Origin of the sequence: Microbacterium sp. 22303 (assembly GCF_052045265.1) — a bacterium.
GTDB lineage: Bacteria > Actinomycetota > Actinomycetes > Actinomycetales > Microbacteriaceae > Microbacterium.
The window spans coordinates 314003-329814 of the sequence record NZ_JBQEOQ010000003.1 but is presented as its reverse complement, the minus strand read 5'-3'; the positions used below and the strand labels follow the sequence as shown (position 1 = coordinate 329814).

The window sequence follows — 15812 nt, the reverse complement described above, 5'->3', positions numbered from 1 at the left end:
GATCCGACGACAGGTCGGATCCGCCCGTTCCGTCTGCGGGTCGCGGGCTCAGCCGAGCTCGTCGAGCATGCGGCGCTGCTCGGGCGTGAGGCCGTCCTGGAGCTCCCCGCGTGCCGCCGCGGTCGCCTGGGAGGACGCGGCGGAGGGAGCCGAAGCCGTCTCGGACGCGGATGCGGAGCGGGATCCGGCGATCTTCGCCCCGGCGGCGTCATACAGCTCGCCGGTCTTGCGTGTCAGTGCATCGTCGACCTGGTCGTAGACCACCCAGCCGACCAGAAGGATCAGCGGCGGCAGGATCCAGCCCCAGACGTTGCCTGCGCGCACGCCGCTCAGCCAGACGGTGAGCAGCCAGATGACGAACTCGACCACGAATACGGCCAGGTACTGCACGACCTTGGTGCCGCCGGCGGACATCGACGACGCGACCCTCTGCAGCAGCGGCTTGAGGAAGAGTGCCGCCAGGGTCAGGATCACCGATGCCCAGAGCGCATGCAGGCCGACTCTGGCGGGTGTCAGCCACCCGATGACGAGCAGCACGACCACGTTGAAGACGTAGAGCGACGCGAACCGCACGATCAGATTCCTCATGCGTCCAGACTGTCACGGAATCGGGTCCGGGGCCCGCTGCGCGGGTCGGATGGGCAGGGGTGGGGCGGATGCCCGGCTCTGCTCAGCCGGTTTCGGGCGGCCCGGCCCGGCCGGCTCGGCGCGAGTGCGTCAGCGCCCCGGGTGCACCGCGGCGATCGTGTCGAGCACGGACGCGTAGACGGCGTCGGCGTCGATCCACGGCGGTGCGACGCCGGCCAGTTCGAGACTGACCGCACCGTGCACCTGCGCCCACACCGCGAGAGTGCTGCGCAGATCGACCCCCTCATCGACACGGCCGACCCCCGTGAGCGTGCGTGCGAGGGGAAGGAGGGCGTCCAGCTCCGGATCCGGGTCCGGACCGCTGCCGCCGTCCGTCGCGCCGTGGGCGGCCCCGGCGATCGCGCCGCTGAACATGAGCCGGTAGCGATCGGGGTGCTGCAGCGCCCAGGCCCGATACGCCTCGCCGAGGGCTCGCAGGCCGCCGGCCTCCGCTTCGTGCTGCGCCTGCGCGAACGACGCGAACGAGTCCGCGATCACGGCGGTGATCAGGTCCGCCTTGCTGCCGAACAAGGTGTAGACGGCGGAGGTCGAGGTCTCTGCGCTGAGCGCCGCCTCGCGCACGGAGAAGCGCTCAGGCCCGTCGCGGTCGATCATCGCCGAGGCGACCTCGATGAGCCGGGAACGCAGGTTCGCATCGTGGGTGATGGGTCTTGCCATGGACGCGACTCTACCGTAACGTCGTTCTGTAACGACGTTCTATAACAACGTTCGAAAGGAGCGATGATGGGTCGGCAGGTCTTTCCCGGCCGGTACACGGCCGTCGTGGATCGCAGTGACATCACGGTCTTCGTGATCGGGATGCGTGCGAACAAGTGGTGGCAGCTGGGCCGCGTGCAGCGCGTGGCGCGGCAGATGCCGAAGATGCTCCGCCATCTCGCGCAGCATCCGGAGACAGGCATGCTCGGCTGCGAGAGCTGGCTGGGCCGTACGACGATCCTGCTCTCGTACTGGGAGAGCCCGGAGCACCTGCAGCGCTTCGCCGCGGATCGCGACGCTCCGCACCTGCAGCCCTGGCGCGACTTCATGCGCACGCTGCTCGGATCCGGCAGTGTCGGGGTCTGGCACGAGACCTACCAGGTCCCGGCGGGGGAGATGGAGGCGATCTACGCCGACATGCCGCTCTTCGGGCTCGCCGCGGCCACGGCCCACGGGCCCGTCGGTGCGGGGAGGAACACAGCGCGTCAGCGGCTCGGCCGCTGACGGCGTCGCCCTCGGCGGCTCAGGGGGTTCCCGGCAGGCCGAGGACCCGCATCGCGAACCAGAGCAGGCCGAACAGGAGCACCACGGCGGTGACGACGATGCCCAGCACGGTCGCCGTGCGGGGCATGCGGCGGCGCAGCAGCAGGAGCGGCGGGAAGACCACGAGGATGACGGCCAGCTGCACCGCCTCGATGCCCAGGTTGAACACGAGCAGCGACCACAGCAGCGTCCAGGACCACGGCTCGTCGATCTTCAGCGCGGTCGCGAAGCCGAGCCCGTGCACGAGGCCGAAACCGAACACGATCCCGAGTCGCACGAGCGAGGCCGAGCGGGACGGCGGCGGCGCCGGCTCGCCTCGTCGTCGCGCCGCGCGTCGGAGCCGCTCCTCCCAGAGATGCCAGCCCGCGACGGCGGCGATCGACAGCGCGATGGCGGGCTCGACCAGATTCGCACCGATGTGCACGAGCCCGAGCGCGGCGAGCAGCAGCGTGATCGAGTGCGCGAGGGTGAAGCAGGTCGCGGCGAGGACCACGTCGCGCAGCCGGCGCGAGCTGATGATGAGCGCGATGAGGAACAGGATGTGGTCGATCCCGGTCAGCAGGTGCTCGGCGCCGAGCAGGAAGAACTCGGCGAAGCGCGCGGTCCAGGGCTGCGCCGTCGAGAACTGCGGGTGCGCGGCGTCGAGGGCGGCGCTGCCGCTGCGGCCGTCGATCGCGTACGTCACGATCGTCTTGGTGTCCCTGACCATGCCCTCGGCGTCGGGGAACAGCGTGCTGTGCACGACCAACGCGCCGCCGTGGCCGGCCGCGCACGCATAGCGGATCCCGAAACGGGCGTAATCGGTCGCGTCCCTGGTGTGGAACACCGCGGGGACGTCAGGATGCGGTGCACAGACCGAGCCGCCGTCGACCGCAACGGTGAATCGTTTCGTGGTGTACGCGAGGATGGCGGCGGCGTGGTCGGCGAGCACCTGGTTCTCCGCGCCCGGCCGAGGGTGCTCGACGGCAGTGGCGAAGAGCGCGGGGTCGTCCTGCGCCTTGGCGGCGGACGCGCTGAGCAGCTCGTACTGGAGGTCGAACTCGACCCGGACATCGCTCGGGCCGGTCGCGGTGAGGTCGGCATACGCGACCGTTGTCACATGCGCCCAGGCCGGGGCGGCGGACAGCAGCAGCGCGGCGACGGTGACCGCGAGGGCCACCGCGACGCGCGAGGCCGAACGCATCTCCGGGTGCTTCGCAGCGCCCGGATCAGGCCTGCGGGGCCTGCCCGAGCTGCGACTCGATGCCCGCGATCCGGGCGTACTCGTCGAAGCGGAACGTGGCGCTGCCGCTCGCATCGCTGACGACCGCCGCCGAGTACGCCTCATCGGCCCACTGCATGTTCCAGCCGGCGAGCCGGGCCAGATCCCACACGGAGGAGCGCGCGTCGGAGAGCGTCAGCTCGGACAGGATCCGAGGCAGGGCGACGACGGCGTCGGCGACCGTGAGCGGCGGAAGGGCTGCGTCCAGCAGGAACACGGCGCGCGTGCCGCTGCCGACCGGGGCGGAGTAGTACGGCGAGCGTCCGGTGATCTCCTCGGCGATCGCGCCGACCTGATGCGCGGCGCCGGCGATCCAGCCGTCCAGGTCCGCGTCGATCTCGGCCGGGAACGGCAGCTCCGGATTGGACAGCGCATCGATCGAATAGGTCGTGCCGTAGTCGCGGAGGCCGGCGACGGACGGATCGGATCCGCCCTGCGGGTGCGCCCAGGCCCACATCAGCGAACGGGGTCCCGGGGCGATCGTGGCGACGAGCGATGCCCGCGCGACGAGCTGGCGGCTCGGATCGGTCTCCGACGTGAAGGTGAGGGTGCCCGCTGCAAGGTCGACGTCCCAGCGGTGCTCGCCCAGGGCGGCGGTCGCGGTGACCAGCTGGTCCTGGCGGAGGGCGGCGAACAGCGCGGCGCGGTCGGCGAGGGGCGCGAGGGCGGGGAACGTCATGCCCTCATCCTGCCGCGCAGGCCTATGAATGCGCCAGTCGCGCCGTCACGGAGGCGGCATCGGTGCATCACCGTCGTCACGACCCCCTAGGGTGGAGGGGTCCGCGGGAGCCCAGAGGGGCTGAGAGGGCCACGTGCCGACCGCTGAACCTGATACGGGTCATACCGTCGTAGGAAAGGGCACAGCCATGCGCATCATCGTCGTCGGCGCCGGGATCATCGGCCTCGCCAGCGCTTCCGAACTGCTTCGCCGCGGTCACGAGGTGACCGTGTTCGACCCTCTCCCCGCCGCGGGGGCGAGCCGCGCCGCCGCGGGAATGCTCGCTCCGACCACCGAGCTCACCTGGGGCCAGGACGTCCTGCATCCGCTGCTGGCAGAGGCGGCGGCGCGCTACCCGGCCTTCGTCAGCGCACTCGAGGAGCGCACCGGGCTCGGCACGGGCCACCGCCGTACCGCCACTCTGGCGCTCGGCGTCGACGCCGCCGACCGGGCGACGCTCGCAGAGCTCGCCGCGCTGGGTGGCGGCGCCGTGCGGCGGATCACCGGATCGGAGGCGCGGGAGCTCGAGCCCGCGCTCGCCCCGGCCGTGTCCGGGGGACTGCTCGTCTCCGAGGACCATCAGGTCGACCCTCGCCGGGTCACTGCCGCGCTGCTCGCCGAGCTCGGCTCGCGGGTGCGTCTGGAGGCGGTGGCCGCCGTCGAACGGGAGGCCGGCTCCGGGCGTGCGACCGGAGTGCGATCCGCGTCCGGCGAACGGGCGCCCGCCGACGAGGTGCTCGTGGCCGCGGGCCTGGGGGCGGCGCGGATCGGCGGAGTGCCGCGGCTGCCGCTGCGTCCGGTGTGGGGCGACATCCTGCGCCTGCGGGTGCCGGACGGGATCCGCCCGCTGCTCACCCACACGGTCCGCGGGCTGGTGCGGGGCTCCGCCGTGTACCTCGTGCCCCGCGAGGACGGCGAGCTCGTGCTCGGCGCCACCGTGCGCGAGGGCGGCGTCGAGGGAGTGCAGGCCGGTGGCGTGCTCGCGCTGCTGCGCGACGCGGAGCGGATCGTGCCCGGCATCGCGGAGTGCGAGGTCGTCGAGGTTCTCGCTCGGGCTCGCCCGGGCAGCCCCGACGCGGTGCCGCTGCTCGGCCGTGTCGCGCCCGGGCTGGTCGTCGCCACCGGGTTCGACCGGCATGGCGTGCTGCTGACGCCGTTGGCCGCTGAGCTCGGTGCGGACCTGGTCGAAGGGCGAGATGTCGCCCCGGCCTTCTCGGCGGCGCTGGATCCGTTCCGCTTCGGCGGCACCGGCGTGGCGGATGCCACCGTCGCCTCTGCTCTCAGCGTCGCCTGAACACCTCGTCCGTCGTGCGCCCGGACCTCGCCGTGCACTCGGCGCCCCGCGCCTCGCCGGTGCCTCTGCAGGTCCCCTCCCGCGTATCCCGCATCCTCCGAAGAAAGGCCGATGATGACCGACACCTCCATTGCCCCCACGATCCGGCTGAACGGCGCCCCGCGTGCCGTCGCGGCCGGATCGTCTCTGCTCGACCTGGTGGCGCAGGTCACCGGGCGCGAGCTCCGCGCCGACGGCGCGCGCGCCGACGGCGGACGTCTCGGCGTCGCCGCGGCGATCGCCGGCTCCGTCGTGCCTCGCACCGGCTGGTCCGTGCGCACTCTCGCCGATGGCGACGAGGTCGAGGTCGTCACCGCGGTGCAGGGCGGCTGACCGTCATGACCGCGATCGACACCACCCGCGCGCGTCCCGACCTCGCTGCGGACCTGCCCGCGGAGACGGATCCGTTCCTCGTCGCGGGGGAGCGGTTCTCCTCCCGTCTCATCATGGGGACGGGAGGCGCGACCAGCCTCGCACTGCTGGAGCAGGCGCTCCTGGCCTCGGGCACCGAGATCACCACCGTCGCGATCCGCCGGTTCTCCCCGGAGGGACGCGACTCCGTGTTCGCGCTGCTGGAGCGGCTGGGCGTGCGCGCCCTGCCGAACACCGCCGGCTGCTACACCGCCCGCGACGCCGTGCTGACCGCGCAGCTGGCCCGCGACGCGCTCGAGACCGATTGGGTCAAGCTCGAGGTGATCGCCGACGAGGAGACGCTGCTGCCGGATCCGGTGGAGCTGTTCCGGGCCGCGGAGGAGCTCGCCGCCGATGGTTTCCGCGTGTTCGCCTACACGAACGACGACCCCGCACTGGCTCGCCGTCTGGAAGACGTGGGCGTCGCCGCGGTGATGCCCGCCGGGTCGCCGATCGGCAGCGGTCTGGGCATCCTGAACCCGCACAACATCGCGACGATCGTGGACCGCGCGGGGGTGCCGATCGTGCTCGACGCCGGGGTCGGCACCGCGTCGGACGCCGCGTTGGCCATGGAGCTCGGCGTGGACGCGGTGCTGCTCGCGAGCGCCGTCACCCGCGCGCACGACCCCGCGGCGATGGCGAGGGCGATGCGCGCCGCCGTCGAGGCGGGGCGGCTGGCGCGCGCGGCGGGGCGGATCCCGAAGCGACCGCTCGCCCTCGCCTCGTCCGGCGCCGAGGGGCTCATCGCACGCCGCCCGTCGGAGGCGGACCTGTGACGCCGGCCGCCGTCGGCGCCGCCGTCGCGGACGATGTGGTCGGGTCGGCTGATGCGGTTGGGCCGGCTGCGCTGCCACCCCTGGTGGAGCCAGGCCCCGAATTGCCTCCGGCGCGGGCCGCGCGGTTCGCCCGGCACCTCGCCCTCCCGGGGGTCGGCGTGGAAGGGCAGCGCCGCATCGCCGCCGCCCGCGTGCTGGTGATCGGCGCCGGCGGATTGGGCGCCCCCGCGATCCAGTACCTCGCCGCGGCCGGCATCGGCCGGATCACCGTGGTCGACGACGACCGGGTGGAGCGCACCAACCTGCAGCGACAGGTGCTGCACACCGAGAGCGATGTCGGTCGCCCCAAGGCCGAATCGGCGCGGGAAGCCGTGGCGGCTCGGGACGCCGTGGTGCAGGTGGTCGCACGGGTCGAACGGCTCGGTCCGGACAATGTGCTGGCGCTCTTCGCGGCGCACGATCTCGTGCTCGACGGCAGCGACAACTTCGCCACCCGGTACCTCTGCAACGACGCGGCGGAGCTCACCGGCACCCCCGTGGTGTGGGCCGGGATCCTGCGCTTCGCCGGCCAGATGAGCGTGTTCTGGCCCGGTCGCGGGCCGATGCTCCGGGATCTGTTCCCCGAGCTTCCCGATGACGAGTCCCTCGACTGCGCGACCGGAGGCGTGTTCGGCGCGCTCTGCGGCGTGGTCGGATCGGCGATGGCCGTGGAGGCCCTCAAGCTCGTCTGCGGGATCGGCGAGCCGCTCGTCGGACGGCTCGCCCGGTACGACGCGCTCACTGCGAGATGGGACGAGCTGCGTTTCGCGGCGGATCCGGACCGCCCGCGAGCGACCGGGCTCGAGGCGGTCGCAGATGCGTGTCGCGCGGCGGCGGCGCTGCCGGAGGATCGCCTCGAGGACATCTCCGCGGGCGAGGTGGGCGTGCGCCTGCGCGCCGGGGCGGGCGGTCTCGTCGTGGTCGACGTGCGCACGTCCACGGAGCGGGCGGCGGCGTCGATCCCGGGATCCTTGCATGTGCCGCTCGGCCGCATCCTCGCCGACGGCTGGCCTGCGCTCGCCGCGGGGCTGGGCGAGGCCGCCGCGGACGGACGCGACATCGTCGTCACCTGTCAGTCCGGGATCCGCTCGGCCCGTGCGATCGACGCGCTGCGATCGACCGCTCCGGAAGGCACCCCGCTGCGCAACCTCGCCGGCGGTATGGCGGCCTGGGGCGTTCCGCTTTGAAACGGATCGGGTCAGTAGCTGGCGGCGGGGCCCGCCTCCGGGGCCGGGAGGAAGCGGGTCGCGAGGGCCTCGGAGGCGCGGGCGAGCAGAGCCACGTCTGCCCCGACGGCGACGAACGCGGCACCCGCGGCGATGTATGCATCGGCGGCGACCGGGTCGAACGCGTTCACCCCGACCGGCTTTCCGGCTGCGGCCACCGCACGGAACACGTGCTCGACCGCGGCGACGACGTCGGGGTGCGTCTGCTGTCCGAGCAGCCCCATCGACGCCGCCAGATCCGAGGGGCCGACGAACACGGCGTCCACGCCGTCGACGGCGGCGATCTCGGCGGCCGCGTCCACGCCCGCCGTGGTCTCGATCTGCACGGTCAGGGACACGTGCTGCGCTGCGTCGCCGAGGTAGCCCGCGACGCGGTTCCAGCGGGCGCTGCGGGCCAGGGCGGATCCGACGCCGCGGACGCCCGCGGGCGGGTACCTGGTGGCCGCGACCGCGGCGCGGGCCTCATCGGCGGAGGAGACCATGGGGACGATGATGTTCTGCGCGCCCAGGTCGAGCACCTGCTTGATGATCACCGGGTCGTTCCACGGCACGCGCACGAGCGGCGTGATCGGGTAGGCGGCAGCAGCCTGCAGCTGCGTCTGGAGCGAGTCGAGCGTGTTGGCCGAGTGCTCTCCGTCGATCAGCAGCCAGTCCAGTCCGGATCCGGCGGCGATCTCGGTGACGAGAGGACTGCCGGTGCACGCCCAGATGCCGATCAGCGCGCGGTCCGAGGAGGCCAGGTGCTCGCGGAAGGTCGGATTCAGACGAAGCGGCATTCGATCGTTCCCATCGGTCCGTAGTCGCACAGCACCTCGTCGCCGCGCGCCACCCACATCGGGCGCGTGAACGATCCTGCCAGGATGATCTCTCCTGCCTCCAGACGCGCGCCGTGCTGGTGGAACTTGTTCGCCAGCCAGGCGACGCCGGTGGCGGGGTGGCCCAGGACTCCGGCGGCGACGCCGGTCTCCTCGATCTCGCCGTTGCGCGAGAGCACGCCGGGCACCCAGCGCAGGTCGATCTCGTCGGGGCGCTTGTGCACGGTTCCGAGCACCATCGCACCGTAGGCGGCGTTGTCGCTGATCGTGTCGACGATCGTGCGGCCGTCGAGCTCGATGTGCGAGTTCAGCACCTCGAGCGCGGGGACGGCGTAGTCGATCGCGGCGAGGGCGTCCTCGAGCGTGCAGTCCGGACCCTCCAGCGGCTGCTTGAGCACGAAGGCGAGCTCCACCTCGATGCGCACATTCGAGAAGTGATCGACGGGGATCTCGGATCCGGACGGGTACACGGTGTCGTCGAACATGACGCCGTAGTCGGGCTCGGTGATGCCCGTGGCCTGCTGCATCGCCTTCGAGGTGAGCCCGATCTTGCGGCCGACCAGCGTGCGGCCCGCGGCCACCTGCGCGTCGCGCCAGACGCCCTGGATCGCATAGGAGTCCTCGACCGTCGCCTCCGGATGCCGTGCCGTGATCCGCGGGATCACGCCGTGCGTGCGGTCGGCCTCGGCGAGCTCTGCAGCGAGCGCGGTGATGGTGGATTCGGGCAGGCTCATAGCTGGTGGCCGAGCTTGTATTCGCCCTGCTTCCACTCCGGCATGGCCTCCTCGTCGGCGGGACGGGTGTAGCTGAACCCGTCGGCGCCGATCGTGACGGCCATCTCGCTGGAGTCGGTGCGGGCGACGACCGGCTGCGGGTTGCCGTCCAGGTCGAGCACGAGCGACGCGTCGGTGTACCAGGACGGCACGACGGGGTTGCCCCACCAGTCGCGGCGCTGGTTGTCGTGCACGTCCCACGTGATGACCGGGTTGTCCGGGTCGCCCGTGTAGTAGTCCTGCGTGTAGACCTCGACGCGGTGGCCGTCGGGGTCGCGCAGGTACAGGTAGAACGCGTTCGACACGCCGTGACGGCCGGGACCGCGCTCGATCGCATCGGAGCGGCGCAGCGCCCCGAGCTTGTCGCAGATCGCGAGGATGTTGTGCTTCTCGTGCGTCGCGAAGCACACGTGGTGCATCCGCGGGCCATCACCGCCGGTCATGGCGGTGTCGTGCACGGTGGGCTTGCGGCGCATCCACGCGGCGTAGACCGTGCCCGCGTCGTCCTGAATGTCCTCCGTGACGCGGAAGCCGAGGTCCTGCATGTACTTCACGGCGCGCGGCACGTCGGGCGTGACCTGATTGAAGTGGTCCAGGCGCACGAGCTCGCCCGGGATGTGCAGGTCGTAGCGCCAGCTCATCCGCTCGACGTGGTCGGTCTGGTAGAAGAACTCGTACGGGAAGCCCAGCGGATCCACGACCCGCACCGAGTCGCCGATGCCCTTCACGAAGCCGGACGGCGAGCGGCGCACGTCGCAGCCGAGCTCGGTGTAGAACGCGACGGCGAGGTCGAGGTCCTCGGGCGTCCGCACACGGTAGGAGAAGGCGGCGACCGCCGCGACCGGGCCCTTGCGCAGCACGAGGTTGTGGTGGATGAACTCCTCCGTGGAGCGGAGGTAGATCGCCTCGTCGTCCTCCTCGGTCACGTACAGCCCGAGCACGTCGACGTAGAACACCCGCGACGCGGCCAGGTCGGTGACGACGAGTTCCATGTACGCGCAGCGGAGCACGTCCGGCGGCGGGGAGGAGGGGGTGGCGACCGGGTTGTCGGTCGTGATGGGCGCCTCCTGGCTGGTGAAGAAGCCCGAGGAGGTGAGCGTCATGTCTGCACGATTGGTCATGTCAGCGTCCTTGCGTGATGAGAGGTTCGGGATCCGGTCAGCGGGGATCCGGGTCGTCGAGATCCTGCTCGGCGGGCGTCCCCGAGCCCGTCGAAGGGTCCTGCTTGCCGAACACCGGGTTGTGCGGGGCGCCGAGCGTGATGTGCACGCTCTGCTGGTCGGTGTAGAAGTCGATCGAGCGGTAGCCGCCTTCGTGCCCGAGGCCCGACGCCTTCACACCGCCGAACGGCGTGCGCAGGTCGCGCACGTTGTTCGAGTTCAGCCAGACCATGCCGGCCTCGACGGCACCCGCGAAGTTGTGCGCGCGCTTGAGGTCGTTGGTCCAGATGTACGCGGCGAGGCCGTAGCGCGTGTTGTTCGCGAGCGCGAGCGCCTCCTCGTCGGTGTCGAAGGGGGTGATCGCGACGACCGGGCCGAAGATCTCCTCCTGGAAGATCCGGGCGTCCGGAGACACATCGGCGAACACGGTCGGGGCGACGTAGTTGCCCGTCGGGAAGCCCTCGGGGCGTCCGCCACCGGCGACGAGGCGACCCTCGCCCTTGCCGATCTCGACGTAGCTCATGACCTTCTCGTAATGCTCCGGGTGCACGAGAGCGCCCACTTCGGTGGTCGGGTCGTGGGGCAGGCCGACCTTGACGCGCTTCGCCTGGGCGGCGTAGCGCTCGACGAACTCGTCGTAGATGTCGCGCTGCACGATGATGCGGGACCCGGCCGTGCACCGCTCGCCGTTCAGCGAGAACACGCCGAAGATGCAGGCGTCGATCGCGGTGTCGAGGTCGGCATCGGCGAACACGACGGCGGGACTCTTGCCGCCGAGCTCCATGGACAGGCCCTTCAGGAACGGCGCGGCGTTGCCGAAGATGAGCTGCCCGGTGCGGCTCTCGCCGGTGAACGAGATGAGCGGCACGTCAGGGTGCTTGACGAGCGCGTCGCCCGCATCCTCGCCGAGACCGTTGACGAGGTTGAAGACGCCCTGGGGGAGCCCCGCCTCCTCGAAGATGCCCGCCCACAGGGAGGCGGACAGCGGCGTGAACTCGGCCGGCTTCAACACGACCGTGTTGCCGGTCGCGAGCGCAGGGCCGAGCTTCCACGACTCGAGCATGAACGGGGTGTTCCACGGCGTGATGAGGCCCGCGACGCCGATCGGCTTGCGGTTGACGTAGTTCATCTGCTTGCCGGGCACCTTGAACGCGTCGTCGGCCTGGGCGACGATCAGGTCGGCGAAGAAGCGGAAGTTCTCGGCGGCACGGCGGGCCTGGCCCAGCGCCTGGGTGATCGGAAGGCCCGAGTCGAAGGACTCCAGCTCGGCGAGGCGCGCGTCGCGGGACTCGACGATGTCGGCGATCCGGTGCAGCACCCGCGAGCGCTCGCGGGGGAGCATGCGCGGCCAGGGGCCTTCGTCGAAGGCGCGCTTGGCAGCGGCGACGGCGCGCTCGATGTCGGCCTTCTTGCCGGCGGCGGCGTGCACGTAGGTCTCGTTGGTGACGGGGTTGAGCACCTCGAAGGTGTCGCCGTCGAGGGAGTCGACGAACTCGCCGTCGATGTAGTGCTGGATCTTCTCCGGCAGATCTGCCGGGGCGTAGGCGTCGGTCATCATCGTCCTTCCGGGTGGTTCGGGTGGCTTCGGTGGTGCGGTCAGAGGATCTCGGGGTGCAGCGCCGCGAGGAACGCGTCGCGCGTGCGCCAGCGGTGGTTGCGGGCGGCGAGCTCGATCTCGAGCGGATCCGCTCCGGTGCGGATCAGCTCCACGATCTGGGTGTGCTCCTCGACGGAGTGCTCGGCGCGTCCTGGCACGAAGGCGAACGTCGATTCGCGGATGCCGCTCAGGCGGGCCCAGCCGCGCTGCACGAGGTCGAGGATGTGCGGGTTCGGGCACGGCTCGTAGAGCACCGAGTGGAACTGGCGGTTCAGCTCGGTGAACCGGTGCGCGTCGAAGTTGTCGAGCAGGCGCGTCATGCGGTCGTTGACCTCGAGCGCCCGGTCCAGCGCCGTCGCGTCCAGGAGCGGGGCGGACAGCGACGTCGCCGCGCCCTCCACCAGCCCCAGGGTCTGCATGGTGTGCGCGTACTCGCTCTCGTCGACGAGGGTGACCCTGGCGCCGACGTTGCGCTCGAACGTGACGAGACCTTCGGCCTCGAGCCGGCGGATCGCCTCGCGCACCGGGACCACGCTCATACCGAGCTCGTCCGCAATCGTGCCGAGCACGAGCCGGAAGCCGGGACCGTACGCGTGGGAGGCGATGCGCGCACGGATCCAGGCGTAGGCCTGCTCCGACTTGCTGCCGGCGAGGACGTCGGCCATCAGACGCCGGTCCCGGTCCCTGAGCCCGTCGAAGGGTCGGCCCGGTGGGCGGCATCGTACTTCGCGCGCCAGGCGGCGTTCATCGGGAAGAGCCCGTCGACCGGATGCCCGGCCTCGACCTGCTCGGCGATCCAGGCGTCCTCGTCCTCCTGGGCGAGGGTCGCATCCACGACCTCCTCGACGAGGGAGGGCGGGATCACGATCACGCCGTCGCTGTCGCCGACGATGATGTCACCCGGCTGCACCGTGGCACCGCCGCAGGCGATCGTCACGTCGACGTCCCACGGCACGTGCTTGCGGCCGAGCACGGAGGGGTGCGCGCCTTGCGAGAACACGGGCAGGCCGATCTCTGCGACCGCCGCGAAGTCGCGCACGCCGCCGTCGGTGACCACACCGGCGGCGCGGCGGGCCCTGGCGCGCAGGGCGAGGATGTCGCCGAGCGTGCCCGTGGTGGCGTCGCCGCGGGCCTCGATGACGATGATCTCGCCCTCCTCCACGGCGTCGAAGCAGCGCTTCTGCGCGTTGTAGCCCCCGCCGTGACTGGTGAAGAGGTCCTCACGGGCGGGGACGAAGCGCAGCGTCTTCGCGGTGCCCACGATCTTGGCGCCGGGCAGGTTGGCTGAGACGCCGTCGATGAAGCAGGCGTGCAGGCCGCGCTTGCGCAGCTGGGCGCTGAGCCCTGCGGTCGGGGCGGCGAGGAGCTTCTCGCGCAGCGCGGGATCGAGCGCGGGCTTCGCGGGCGCCGGTGCCGCGGGCGCCTCCTCTGCCGGCAGCCCTGCAGCCTCGCGCGACCCCCAGGCCTCGGCGCGCTGCAGGTCGTCCACGGCGGGGAGGGATCCGAGCGCGCCGTCGAAGGCGACGGTGCCCTGGGTGACCGTGGTGCGCAGTCCACCGGAGGTGAGCGTCTTGGAGGAGTGCGGAGCGTCGACCTCGACGACGACCACGTCGCCGGGGACGATCACGCTGGATCCGGCCGGCGTGCCCGTCAGGATCACGTCGCCGGGCTCGAGCGTGAAGTGCTGGGAGAGGTCGGCGACGAGCTGCGGGAGCGGGAAGAGCAGGTCGCTGGTCTCGTCGTCCTGGCGCAGATCGCCGTTCACCCAGGCGCGCACGCGCAGCTGGGCGGGGTCGACCTCCGCGGCGGGGATGAGGTCGGGGCCGAGCGGCGTGTAGCCGTCGCCGCCCTTGGAGCGGACGTTGGAGCCCTTGTCGTTCGCGCGCAGGTCGTAGAGCCCGAGGTCGTTCGACGCGGTCACCCAGGCGACGTGCGACCACGCGTCCTCCGCACGCACCCGGTGCGCGGCGGTGCCGATGATCAGGGCGATCTCGCCCTCGAATGCGAGCAGCTCGGTGCCCGCCGGGCGCTCGACGACGCCGTCCGTGCCGGCCACCGAGGAGGCCGGCTTGAAGAAGTAGGAGGGTGCAGCGGGGATGCGGCCGCGCTGCTCCGCACGGGAGCGGTAGTTGAGGTGGATCGCGATGATCTTGCCGGGCCGGTCGATCGCTGCGGGCATGGGCGCCTCCTCGCGCGGATGTGTGCCGAAGGGGACTCCCTTGGCGTCGTATCCGAAATCGTATATCATCGTGCCGAGCCCGGCAAGCATGGGATCCGGATCCGTCCGCAGGATCCTGGATCCCGCGTCGGGCACGACGACGATGTCGGCCAAGACGACGACGTCCCACGCAAAGGAGACAGCATGTCCGCAGAATCCTCCCCGGGTTTCACGCCCACCGGCACGATCGCCTCATCCGCAGACCGGCGCAGGGTGGTCTTCGCCACCGTCATCGGCACCACGGTCGAGTGGTACGACTTCTTCATCTACGCCACCGCGGTGGGGCTCGTGTTCGGCCAGCTCTTCTTCAAGGACCTCGGCGCCAACAGCGCCCTGATCGGGTTCGCGACGGTCGGCGTGAGCTTCCTGTTCCGACCCCTCGGCGCCTTCCTGGCTGGCCACTTCGGCGACAAGTTCGGCCGCAAAGCGGTGCTGATGTGGACGCTGATCCTGATGGGTGCGGCGACAGCGCTGATCGGCGTGCTGCCCGATGCGAACGCGATCGGCGTCGCGGCTCCGATCCTGCTGGTGCTGCTGCGCATCCTGCAGGGGATCTCGGCCGGTGGTGAATGGGGCGGTGCGGTGCTGATGGCCGTCGAGCACGCGCCCAAGGCCAAGCGCGGCATCTTCGGCGCCGCGCCGCAGATCGGCGTGCCGCTGGGGCTGCTGATCGCCTCCGGTGTGATGGTGATCATGGCGCTGGTCGCGCCGGGCGACCAGTTCCTGTCCTGGGGCTGGCGGATCCCGTTCCTGCTCAGCGTCGTACTGATCGTGGTCGGCTACTACGTGCGCCGCCGGGTCGAGGAGAGCCCCGTGTTCACCGAGCTCGCCGAGCGCAAGGAGGCCGCGAGCATGCCGATCGTGCAGCTGTTCCGCAAGCATCTGCTGCTCGTGATCATCGCCGCGCTCGTCTTCGCCGGCAACAACGCGGTCGGCTACATGACCACCGGCGGATACATCCAGGGGTATGCGACCAACCCGGAGGGCGCGCTCAAGCTCGATCGCGGGCCCGTGCTCTGGGCGGTGGCCGGATCCGCCGTCACCTGGCTGCTGTCGACCCTGGTCGCCGGATGGATCTCGGATCGGATCGGTCGCCGGACCACCTACATCGTCGGATGGATCCTGCAGCTCATCGGTGTGTTCACGCTGTTCCCGCTGGTGAACACGGGTCAGATCGGGCCGCTGTTCGCTGCGCTCGCCTTCCTCACGATCGGTCTCGGCTTCACCTACGGCCCGCAGGCGGCGCTGTACACCGAGCTGTTCCCGGCGTCGATCCGGTTCTCGGGCGTCTCCATCTCGTACGCGATCGGGGCCATCGCCGGGGGCGCCTTCGCGCCGACCATCGCGACCGCGATCGTGCAGGCGACCGGCTCGACGCAGGCGGTCACCTGGTACCTCGCCGGGATGACCGTGATCGGCCTCATCGCGACGCTGCTGCTGCGCGACCGCAGCGGCATCCCGCTCGGGCCCGATCACGAGGCCGAGCAGTCGGTGAGCCCGATCTACGGGCTGTCCAAGGCCTGAGGCCGGCCGCGACTCCACAGGATGATTGCAGCTCTGGAGGACGATTCCGTCGGGAACGTCCTCCAGAAGTGCAT

16 protein-coding genes and 1 riboswitch are annotated in these 15812 nt (G+C 71.4%); of the genes, 6 read left to right on the top strand and 10 right to left on the bottom strand.

Annotation, left to right across the window (positions count from 1 at the left end):
* Positions 1-48: 48 nt before the first annotated feature.
* Entirely contained in the window at positions 49-588 is a 540-nt protein-coding gene (locus ACTJI8_RS11035; protein ID WP_440733487.1) for a hypothetical protein, read from the bottom strand.
* 129 nt (positions 589-717) lie between these two features.
* Entirely contained in the window at positions 718-1305 is a 588-nt protein-coding gene (locus ACTJI8_RS11030) for a TetR/AcrR family transcriptional regulator (protein ID WP_440733486.1), read from the bottom strand.
* A gap of 63 nt (positions 1306-1368) precedes the next feature.
* On the opposite strand from ACTJI8_RS11030, the gene ACTJI8_RS11025 reads away from it, so the two are divergent.
* The gene (locus ACTJI8_RS11025; RefSeq protein ID WP_440733485.1) at positions 1369-1848 is read left to right on the top strand and encodes a DUF4188 domain-containing protein; all 480 of its coding nucleotides are present in this window, start codon (positions 1369-1371) and stop codon (positions 1846-1848) included.
* Between the two features lie 19 nt (positions 1849-1867).
* Here the strand turns inward: ACTJI8_RS11025 and ACTJI8_RS11020 are convergent, their stop codons facing one another.
* Complete coding sequence (locus tag ACTJI8_RS11020) at positions 1868-3070, bottom strand: HupE/UreJ family protein (protein WP_440733484.1); 1203 nt, start codon at positions 3068-3070, stop codon at positions 1868-1870.
* Between the two features lie 25 nt (positions 3071-3095).
* A complete protein-coding gene (locus ACTJI8_RS11015; RefSeq protein ID WP_440733483.1) occupies positions 3096-3827 on the bottom strand; it encodes a DUF6882 domain-containing protein in 732 nt (243 codons plus the stop codon).
* Positions 3828-3920: 93 nt separating this feature from the next.
* Positions 3921-4021: riboswitch (TPP riboswitch) on the top strand.
* Between ACTJI8_RS11015 and thiO the strand changes: the two genes are divergently transcribed.
* From thiO to ACTJI8_RS10995, 4 genes are all read left to right on the top strand, one after another.
* Positions 4015-5160 carry a glycine oxidase ThiO gene (gene thiO / locus ACTJI8_RS11010; RefSeq protein ID WP_440733482.1) on the top strand — a complete coding sequence of 382 codons (1146 nt, stop codon included), beginning with the start codon at positions 4015-4017 and terminating at the stop codon, positions 5158-5160. (Overlaps the previous riboswitch by 7 nt.)
* A gap of 111 nt (positions 5161-5271) precedes the next feature.
* The gene (gene thiS / locus ACTJI8_RS11005) at positions 5272-5532 is read left to right on the top strand and encodes a sulfur carrier protein ThiS (RefSeq protein ID WP_440733481.1); all 261 of its coding nucleotides are present in this window, start codon (positions 5272-5274) and stop codon (positions 5530-5532) included.
* Between the two features lie 113 nt (positions 5533-5645).
* Positions 5646-6386: a thiazole synthase gene (locus ACTJI8_RS11000; protein ID WP_440733646.1), complete on the top strand. Its 741-nt coding sequence runs from the start codon at positions 5646-5648 to the stop codon at positions 6384-6386.
* Positions 6383-7612 (top strand): ThiF family adenylyltransferase, encoded by a 1230-nt coding sequence (locus ACTJI8_RS10995; protein WP_440733480.1) that lies wholly within the window; start codon positions 6383-6385, stop codon positions 7610-7612. The genes ACTJI8_RS11000 and ACTJI8_RS10995 overlap by 4 nt, the downstream gene beginning before the upstream one ends.
* 11 nt (positions 7613-7623) lie before the next feature.
* On the opposite strand, the gene ACTJI8_RS10990 is transcribed toward ACTJI8_RS10995, so the two are convergent.
* From ACTJI8_RS10990 to ACTJI8_RS10965, 6 genes are read right to left on the bottom strand one after another with little or no spacing between them, the layout of a single operon-like run.
* Positions 7624-8427, bottom strand: coding sequence for an HpcH/HpaI aldolase family protein (locus ACTJI8_RS10990; protein WP_440733479.1), 804 nt, complete (start codon positions 8425-8427; stop codon positions 7624-7626).
* Positions 8412-9200, bottom strand: a complete 789-nt coding sequence (locus ACTJI8_RS10985) for a 2-keto-4-pentenoate hydratase (RefSeq protein ID WP_440733478.1) — start codon at positions 9198-9200, stop codon at positions 8412-8414. Before ACTJI8_RS10985 ends, ACTJI8_RS10990 begins: the two co-directional genes overlap by 16 nt.
* The gene (gene hpaD, locus ACTJI8_RS10980; protein WP_440733477.1) at positions 9197-10360 is read right to left on the bottom strand and encodes a 3,4-dihydroxyphenylacetate 2,3-dioxygenase; all 1164 of its coding nucleotides are present in this window, start codon (positions 10358-10360) and stop codon (positions 9197-9199) included. Before hpaD ends, ACTJI8_RS10985 begins: the two co-directional genes overlap by 4 nt.
* 37 nt (positions 10361-10397) lie before the next feature.
* On the bottom strand, positions 10398-11954 hold the full coding sequence (gene hpaE, locus ACTJI8_RS10975) for a 5-carboxymethyl-2-hydroxymuconate semialdehyde dehydrogenase (RefSeq protein WP_440733476.1): 1557 nt from the start codon (positions 11952-11954) through the stop codon (positions 10398-10400).
* Between the two features lie 41 nt (positions 11955-11995).
* Positions 11996-12661, bottom strand: coding sequence for a GntR family transcriptional regulator (locus tag ACTJI8_RS10970; RefSeq protein WP_440733475.1), 666 nt, complete (start codon positions 12659-12661; stop codon positions 11996-11998).
* Positions 12661-14175: a fumarylacetoacetate hydrolase family protein gene (locus ACTJI8_RS10965; RefSeq protein WP_440733474.1), complete on the bottom strand. Its 1515-nt coding sequence runs from the start codon at positions 14173-14175 to the stop codon at positions 12661-12663. Before ACTJI8_RS10965 ends, ACTJI8_RS10970 begins: the two co-directional genes overlap by 1 nt.
* Positions 14176-14358: 183 nt before the next feature.
* Between ACTJI8_RS10965 and ACTJI8_RS10960 the strand changes: the two genes are divergently transcribed.
* A complete protein-coding gene (locus tag ACTJI8_RS10960) occupies positions 14359-15738 on the top strand; it encodes an MFS transporter (RefSeq protein WP_440733473.1) in 1380 nt (459 codons plus the stop codon).
* Positions 15739-15812: the final 74 nt, after the last annotated feature.